This is a genomic window from Geodermatophilus sp. SYSU D00710 (genome assembly GCF_054050195.1).
The window spans coordinates 1-7,693 of sequence record NZ_JBJGYX010000106.1 but is presented as its reverse complement, the minus strand read 5'-3'; the positions used below and the strand labels follow the sequence as shown (position 1 = coordinate 7,693).

General features: G+C 75.2%; 8 protein-coding genes. 6 read left to right on the top strand and 2 right to left on the bottom strand.

What is annotated here, in order from left to right; all coding sequences use genetic code 11:
* The first annotated feature begins 62 nt into the window (after window positions 1–62).
* From grpE to ACI78U_RS24570, 4 genes are read left to right on the top strand one after another with little or no spacing between them, the layout of a single operon-like run.
* On the top strand, window positions 63–647 hold the full coding sequence (gene grpE, locus ACI78U_RS24585; RefSeq protein ID WP_456878071.1) for a nucleotide exchange factor GrpE: 585 nt from the start codon (window positions 63–65) through the stop codon (window positions 645–647).
* A gap of 44 nt (window positions 648–691) precedes the next feature.
* Window positions 692–1,915 carry a molecular chaperone DnaJ gene (gene dnaJ / locus ACI78U_RS24580; RefSeq protein WP_456878070.1) on the top strand — a complete coding sequence of 408 codons (1,224 nt, stop codon included), beginning with the start codon at window positions 692–694 and terminating at the stop codon, window positions 1,913–1,915.
* Window positions 1,912–2,385: a heat shock protein transcriptional repressor HspR gene (locus ACI78U_RS24575; RefSeq protein ID WP_456878069.1), complete on the top strand. Its 474-nt coding sequence runs from the start codon at window positions 1,912–1,914 to the stop codon at window positions 2,383–2,385. The genes dnaJ and ACI78U_RS24575 overlap by 4 nt, the downstream gene beginning before the upstream one ends.
* The gene (locus ACI78U_RS24570; RefSeq protein WP_456878068.1) at window positions 2,382–2,903 is read left to right on the top strand and encodes a MarR family winged helix-turn-helix transcriptional regulator; all 522 of its coding nucleotides are present in this window, start codon (window positions 2,382–2,384) and stop codon (window positions 2,901–2,903) included. The genes ACI78U_RS24575 and ACI78U_RS24570 overlap by 4 nt, the downstream gene beginning before the upstream one ends.
* A gap of 69 nt (window positions 2,904–2,972) precedes the next feature.
* Here ACI78U_RS24570 and ACI78U_RS24565 read toward each other — a convergent pair whose 3' ends face one another.
* Window positions 2,973–3,413, bottom strand: a complete 441-nt coding sequence (locus ACI78U_RS24565) for an OsmC family peroxiredoxin (RefSeq protein ID WP_456878067.1) — start codon at window positions 3,411–3,413, stop codon at window positions 2,973–2,975.
* 92 nt (window positions 3,414–3,505) lie between these two features.
* Window positions 3,506–3,979: a MarR family winged helix-turn-helix transcriptional regulator gene (locus ACI78U_RS24560; protein ID WP_456878066.1), complete on the bottom strand. Its 474-nt coding sequence runs from the start codon at window positions 3,977–3,979 to the stop codon at window positions 3,506–3,508.
* A 189-nt stretch (window positions 3,980–4,168) separates the two neighbouring features.
* Between ACI78U_RS24560 and clpB the strand changes: the two genes are divergently transcribed.
* Window positions 4,169–6,766, top strand: coding sequence for an ATP-dependent chaperone ClpB (gene clpB, locus ACI78U_RS24555; protein ID WP_456878065.1), 2,598 nt, complete (start codon window positions 4,169–4,171; stop codon window positions 6,764–6,766).
* Between the two features lie 193 nt (window positions 6,767–6,959).
* Window positions 6,960–7,598, top strand: coding sequence for a hypothetical protein (locus ACI78U_RS24550; protein ID WP_456878064.1), 639 nt, complete (start codon window positions 6,960–6,962; stop codon window positions 7,596–7,598).
* Window positions 7,599–7,693: the final 95 nt, after the last annotated feature.

Sequence of the window (7,693 nt, the reverse complement as noted above, 5' to 3'; positions counted from 1 at the left end):
CCGGCGAGCAGCCGGCCGGCGCCCCGCCGGGCCCGCCCACCCACGCATCGCCAGGGGAGCGCATGAGCGAGAACGAGACGGCCACCGGGGTCCCGGTGCAGGAGGTCGCGGCCGGCACCACGGCCGGCGACAGGGTCGGCGACGGCGACCTGTCGCGGCAGCTGGCGGAGCGGACCGAGGACCTGCAGCGGGTCACGGCCGAGTACGCCAACTACCGGCGGCGGGTCGACCGCGACCGCGCGCTGGTGGTCGACCAGGCGGCCGAGCGGTTCGCCGCCCAGCTGTTCCCGATCGTCGACGACATCGAGCGGGCCCGGGACCACGGCGACCTGACCGGCGCCTTCAAGGTCGTGGCCGACCGCGTCCTGGGGCTGCTCGACGGCCTGGGCGTCGAGGCCTTCGGCGTCGCCGGCGACCCGTTCGACCCGGCGCTGCACGAGGCCGTCCTGCACGACACGTCCGACGACGTGAGCGTGCCGACGGCGACGACGGTCCTGCGGCAGGGTTTCCGCCGCGGCGACCGGGTGCTGCGCACGGCGATGGTCGCGGTGAGCGACCCGTCCGGTGCAGCGGCCGCTCCGGCGGACCCGGCCACCGTGGACGCGGCCGCCGACGGTGCGCCGGGGGAGACCCCGGCCGCCGGTTGAGGGCTGCCGGCCGGTAGCGGAGACGCGAGGAGAGGAGGCGCCCGATGAGCACTCGGGACTTCATCGAGAAGGACTACTACAAGGCGCTGGGCGTCTCCCAGAACGCCGACGCCGCGGAGATCAAGAAGGCCTACCGGAAGCTGGCCCGGGACCTGCACCCGGACAAGAACCCCGGCAACGCCGACGCCGAGGCCCGGTTCAAGGACGTCTCCGAGGCCTACGACGTGCTCTCCGACCCCAAGCGGCGGAGCGAGTACGACGAGGCCCGGCGGCTGTTCGGGTCCGGCGGTGCCGGTGCCCGGGCCGGCTTCCCCGGTGGCTTCCCCGGAGCCGGAGGCGGCCAGCCCTTCGACCTCGGCGACCTGTTCGGGGCCGCGGGCAACGCCGGGCGGGCCGGGGCCGGAGGGCTCGGCGACCTGTTCGGCAACCTCTTCGGCGGCGGCGGGACGGCGGCCGGCTCGGCCCGGGCGCGCTCGCAGGCGGCGTCCGGGCCGGCCCGCGGCCAGGACGTCGAGACCGAGGCGACGCTGTCGTTCGACGAGGCCGTCCTCGGCGTGACCGTGCCGCTGCGGATGCAGAGCCCGGGCACCTGCCCCACCTGCGCCGGCAGCGGCGCGAAGCCGGGTACCAGCCCGCACACCTGCGAGGTCTGCGGCGGCGCCGGCGTCACCAGCCGCAGCCAGGGCGCGTTCGCCTTCTCCGAGCCGTGCCGCAACTGCCGCGGCACCGGCCAGGTGGTCGACGACCCGTGCCCCACCTGCGCGGGCAACGGCGTCACCACCCAGACCCGCACGATCACCGTGCGGATCCCGGCCGGCGTCCGGGACGGTCAGCGCATCCGGCTCGCCGGCAAGGGCGCACCTGGGCGGCGCGGCGGCCCGGCCGGCGACCTGTTCGTCGTGGTGCACGTCAGCGAGCACGAGCTGTTCGGCCGGAAGGGCGACGACCTCACCCTGGCCGTGCCGATCACCTTCCCCGAGGCGGTGCTCGGCACGACGCTCACCGTGCCCACCCTGGAGGGCAACGTCACCCTCAAGGTGCCCGCCGGCACCGCGAGCGGGCGCACGCTGCGGGTCCGGGGCCGGGGCGTCCCGGGGCGCGGCCGGTCCGGTGACCTGCTGGTCACCGTCGAGGTGGCCGTGCCGCAGCGGCTCTCGGGCGAGGCCGAGCGGGCGGTGAAGACCCTCGACGCCGAGCTCGGCGACCCGCGCCCGCAGATCACCGCGGCCGCGCAGGCCCGCAGTGCCGAACGGGGGAGCACCCGGTGAGCGCGCCGCACGCCGAGGAGCGCGAGCGCCGCGACGGCGCCCGCGCCGTCGCCGACGACGCGCCGGTCTTCGTGATCTCCGTGGCCGCCCAGCTGGCCGGCATGCACGCCCAGACGCTGCGCCAGTACGACCGGCTGGGTCTGGTGACCCCCGGCCGCACGCCCGGCGGCGGGCGGCGCTACAGCCCCCGCGACGTCGCGCTGCTGCGGGAGGTCCAGCGCCTCTCCCAGGAGGACGGCGTCAACCTCGCCGGCATCAAGCGGATCATCGACCTGGAGTCCCAGGTCGAGGCCCTGCAGCAGCGGGTGCACGAGCTGATCGGCGAGCTCGAGGAGGCCGAGCGCCGCCGGGCGGCCGCCGAGACCGCGGTGCACGGCTCCTTCGCCGGCTCCTACACCCGGGCCGACCTCGTCCCGATCCGGCAGGCCACCTCCGCGCTGGTCGTCTGGCGGCCCCGGGAGACCCGGTGAGCGGGAACCCCGCGCGGGGCGCCGTCGTCGAGGGGGACGTGGGCGACGCCGGCGCGGCGCAGCACGAGTCCTTCGTGCGGCTGGAACGCGAGATCGGCCTGCTCCTGCGCCGCTCCCGCGCCATCTCCGCCCGGCTGGCCCGCGAGCTGCACCCCGACCTGGACGGCGCGGCCTACGGCCTGCTGGCCCTGCTCGCCGACACCGGCCCGCTGCGCGCCAGCGACCTGGTCGCCCGGCTCGGCCTGGACAAGAGCACGGTGAGCCGGCAGGTGGCGTCGCTGGTGGCGCTCGGGATGGTCGACCGCGAGCCCGACCCGGGCGATGGTCGGGCCCAGGTGCTGCGCCCGTCGGCCGAGGGCGCGGAGCGGCTGTCCCGCATCCGCGATGCGCGCCGCGCGCGCTGGGAGGCCGACCTCTCCGGCTGGCCCGCCGACGACGTCGCCACCCTCGCCGAGCTGCTGGCCCGGCTCAACCGGCTGGGCGAGGCCCGCGAGGAGCAGAGCGCGACCGGCCTCTGACCCCGGCCCGACGACCCGCCCGACGGCGCCCGGACCACACGGTCCGGGCGCCGTCGGCTCTGGTGCAGCTCAGGACTCCAGCGCGGCGTCCAGGGTGATCTCGTCGACGCCGGCGAGGGCCTTGCTCACCGGGCAGCCGACCTTGGCCGCCTGGGCGGCCTTCTCGAAGCCGTCGGCGTCGAGGCCGTCGACCTCACCGCGGACGGTCAGCGCGATCCGCGTGATGTGCGGCGCGCCGTCCTTCTGGCCCAGCGTCACGTCGGCGCTGATCTCCAGCGACTGCGGGGTGCCCCCCGCCTTGCCGATCTCGTTGGACAGCGCCATCGCGAAGCAGGCCGAGTGCGCCGCGGCGACGAGCTCCTCCGGGCTGGTCGTGCCGCCGGCGTCGTCGGCCGCGCGCTTGGGGAAGTTGACCTCGAAGGTGCCGACCTTCGAACTGGACAGCTCGACCTGACCCGACCCCTGCTGGAGGGTGCCGTTCCAGGCGGTGCGTGCGGTACGGGTGGGCATGACGGCCTTCCGGGACGGGGGTGCCGGCGGCTCTGGCCGGCGTCGGACCCCGCGCCCCTACCCCGGCGGACGGCGAGCGACCCGCCGGACCGTCAGCTCCCGCGGGGCGCCTCGGTGACCCGGCTGGTGAGCACGTTGAGCGTCTGCTTGAGGTCGGAGAACTGGTCGGCGTCGAGCCGGAGCGCGCAGATCATGTCCTGCGAGATGGCGTAGGCCCGGTCGCGCAGCGCCCGCCCGGCGTCGGTGAGGGCGATGGCCACCGAGCGCTCGTCCTCCACGCGGCGGTGACGGGTGACCAGGCCGGCGGCGGTCAGCCGCTTGAGCAGCGGGGACAGCGTGCCGCTGTCGAGGGCCAGCCGCTGGCCGAGCTGGCCGACGGTCTGCTGGTCCTCCTCCCAGAGCAGCATCATGACCAGGTACTGCGGGTAGGTGAGGCCGAGCTCCTCGAGCATCGGCCGGTACCGGGCCGTCATCGCTCGTGACGCCGCGTAGAGCGCGAAGCACAGCTGGTCGTCCAGAGCGACGCTCGGGGCCGGGAGGCGGTCCCCCACGCTCGTCTGTTCCATGCGTCGAGTGTAGGGACACATAGGTCGCGCGGCATCAGGTTGTGACCGGTCCGCGGCTCCCGGGGCGCACCGTCCGGCCACCGGACTTGAGCGGAACAGACTCAACCTCTCGGCCGTTGCACAGCTCGACACGCCGATCCGCCGGGAGCCGTCCCGGCGACTCCGCCGAGAGGACGATCCGCAGCCACCATGGAGAGCAAGCTGACCACCCGTTCGCAGGAGGCGTTCGCGGCCGCCCAGCGGCTGGCGGTCGACCGCGGGCAGGCCGCCCTCGAGCCCCTGCACCTGCTCGTCGCCCTGCTGCAGCAGACCGACGGCATCGCCGGCCCCCTGCTGTCCGCGGTCGGGGCCGACCCGTCCGAGGTGCGCGCCAAGGCCGAGGCCGCGCTGCGCCGCATGCCCAGCGTCAGCGGCGCCACCGTCGCGGCTCCCTCGCCCTCGCGCGAGCTGCTGCGGGTGGTCAACGCCGCCGGGGAGCAGGCCAGCGCGCTGGGCGACGAGTACGTCTCCACCGAGCACCTGCTGGTCGGCCTGGCCGGCTCCGAGGGCGAGGCCGGATCGATGCTCACCAGCGCCGGTGCCACCCGGGACGCGCTGCTGGCGGCGTTCCGGACCGTCCGCGGCAACCGCAAGGTCACCACCGCCGACCCGGAGAGCACGTTCCAGGCGCTGGAGAAGTACGCCGTCGACCTCACCGAGCGCGCGCGGGACGGCAAGATCGACCCGGTCATCGGCCGGGACACCGAGATCCGCCGCGTCGTGCAGGTGCTCTCCCGGCGCACCAAGAACAACCCGGTCCTCATCGGCGAGCCCGGCGTCGGCAAGACCGCGATCGTCGAGGGCCTGGCCCAGCGGATCGTGGCCGGCGACGTCCCGGAGAGCCTCAAGGGCAAGCGGCTGATGGCGCTGGACCTGGCCAGCATGGTCGCCGGCGCCAAGTACCGCGGCGAGTTCGAGGAGCGGCTCAAGGCCGTCCTGCACGAGATCGCCGAGTCCGAGGGCGAGGTCGTCACCTTCATCGACGAGCTGCACACCATCGTCGGCGCCGGTGCCACCGGCGACTCGGCCATGGACGCCGGCAACATGATCAAGCCGATGCTCGCCCGCGGTGAGCTGCGCATGGTCGGCGCGACGACCCTCGACGAGTACCGGGAGCACATCGAGAAGGACCCCGCGCTCGAGCGCCGCTTCCAGCAGGTGTTCGTCGGCGAGCCCTCGGTCGAGGACACCATCGGCATCCTGCGCGGCCTCAAGGAGCGCTACGAGGTCCACCACGGCGTGCGCATCACCGACGGCGCGATCGTCGCCGCCGCCACGCTGTCGGACCGGTACGTCACGGCCCGGTTCCTGCCGGACAAGGCCATCGACCTGGTCGACGAGGCCGCCAGCCGGCTGCGCATGGAGATCGACAGCCGGCCGGTCGAGGTCGACGAGGTCGAGCGCGCCGTGCGCCGCATGGAGATCGAGGAGATGGCGCTGGCCAAGGAGGAGGACCCCTCCTCGCAGGACCGGCTGGCCGCCCTCCGGGCCGACCTGGCCGACCGGCGCCAGCAGCTCGACGAGCTGACCGCCCGGTGGCAGCAGGACAAGTCGGCGATCGAGCGGATCCAGCGGATCAAGGAGGAGCTGGAGACGGTCCGCACCGAGGCCGAGCGCGCCGAGCGCGACGGCGCCCTCGCCCGCGCCGCGGAGCTGCGCTACGGCCGGCTGCCGGAGCTGGAGCGCTCGCTGGCCGCGGCCGAGGAGTCGGTGCAGACCGGCGAGTCGATGCTCAAGGAGGAGGTCGGCCCCGACGACATCGCCGAGGTCGTGCAGGCGTGGACCGGCATCCCCGCCGGCCGGCTGCTCGAGGGCGAGACGGCGAAGCTGCTGCGGATGGAGGAGGAGCTCGGCCGGCGGGTCGTCGGCCAGCCCGACGCCGTCCGGGCGGTGTCCGACGCCGTCCGCCGCGCCCGGTCGGGCATCGCCGACCCCGACCGGCCCACCGGGTCCTTCCTCTTCCTCGGTCCCACCGGCGTCGGCAAGACCGAGCTGGCCAAGGCGCTGGCGGAGTTCCTGTTCGACGACGAGCGGGCGATGGTCCGCATCGACATGAGCGAGTACTCCGAGAAGCACTCGGTGGCCCGGCTCGTCGGTGCCCCTCCGGGCTACGTCGGCTACGAGGCCGGCGGCCAGCTCACCGAGGCGGTCCGGCGGCGGCCCTACACCGTGGTGCTCCTCGACGAGGTCGAGAAGGCCCACCCCGACGTCTTCGACGTGCTGCTGCAGGTGCTCGACGACGGCCGGCTCACCGACGGGCAGGGGCGGACGGTCGACTTCCGCAACACCATCCTGATCCTGACGTCGAACCTCGGCTCCCAGGTCATCGCCGACCAGTCGCTGCCCGAGGAGGCGCGGCGCGCGGCGGTCATGGACGTCGTCCGGTCGCACTTCAAGCCGGAGTTCCTCAACCGCCTCGACGACGTCGTGGTGTTCCGGGCGCTGGGCAGCGAGGAGCTGGCCGGGATCGTCGACATCCAGGTGGGCGTGCTCGCCCGCCGGCTGGCCGCGCGCCGGCTGACGCTGACCGTCACCGACGCCGCCCGCGAGTGGCTGGCGCTCAACGGGTTCGACCCCGTCTACGGCGCCCGCCCGCTGCGGCGGCTGGTGCAGTCGGCGATCGGTGACCCGCTGGCCCGGGCGCTGCTGTCCGGCGAGATCCGCGACGGCGACGGCGTCGTCGTCGACTGGGCGGCCGACCTGGCCGGGGCCGAGGCCGACACCGGGCTGACCATCACCCGCGCGTGAAGAAGGACCCCGGCGCCCCCGGGACGCGCTCCGCGCGCCCCGGGGCCCTGCGACGGGGCCGTTCCAGCACCTCACCGGGCCCGCCGGCCTCCCTCCGGGGAGGGCGGCGGGCCTGTCGTGTCCCGGGTGCTGGTCCGGCGTCGGCCGGTCGACCATCATGCCGCGAGCACCGACACAGAGGAGACGCACCGCGATGACCGCAGGACAGGGCCCAGGACCGCAGGGCTGGGAGCCGCCCCCGGGCCAGCCGCCGTACGGCCAGACCCCCTACGGCCAGGCGCCGTACGGGCAGAACCCCTACGGCGGCTACGGCTCGGCACCGGCCGCGCCGGACTCGTGGGGCGCCCCGGCGCCGGTCGAGCGACCCCAGGCGGTCAAGCTGGGCATCGGCGCGTGGCTGACCAGCACCCTGCTGGGCGTCCTCGGCGCGATCGTGACCTTCGCCCAGTTCGACCAGCTCGTCGACCAGGCCCTGATCGACCAGGGGCTCGACCCGGCCGACTACAGCGACCTCGGCGACGCCACCACCGCCGGGGTGGTGACCCTCGGCATCGTCTTCACGCTGGTCTTCGTGGGGCTGCAGCTGCTGTTCATCTGGTTCGCCTGGCAGGGCCGCAACTGGGCCCGGATCGTGCTGTGGGTCCTCGGCGGGCTCGCGGTCCTCTCGGGCCTGGTCGGGCTGGCCGGCGGGGCGGTCGGCACCAGCGGCCTGCTCACCACGCTGTCGCTGATCCAGACCCTGCTCATCGTCGTGGGGATCGTCGCGCTGGCGGCCAAGCCGGCCAACGAGTGGTACCGCTACCGCCGCTGGGCCCGCGCGAGCGGCCGCTGACCACCGGCGCCGGGCCCGGGGGGGCGCCCCGCGCGGGGCGGGGGCCGGGGGGGGGGCTGGCGCGCCGCCCCCCCGGCGCGGGGGGCGGGGGGGCC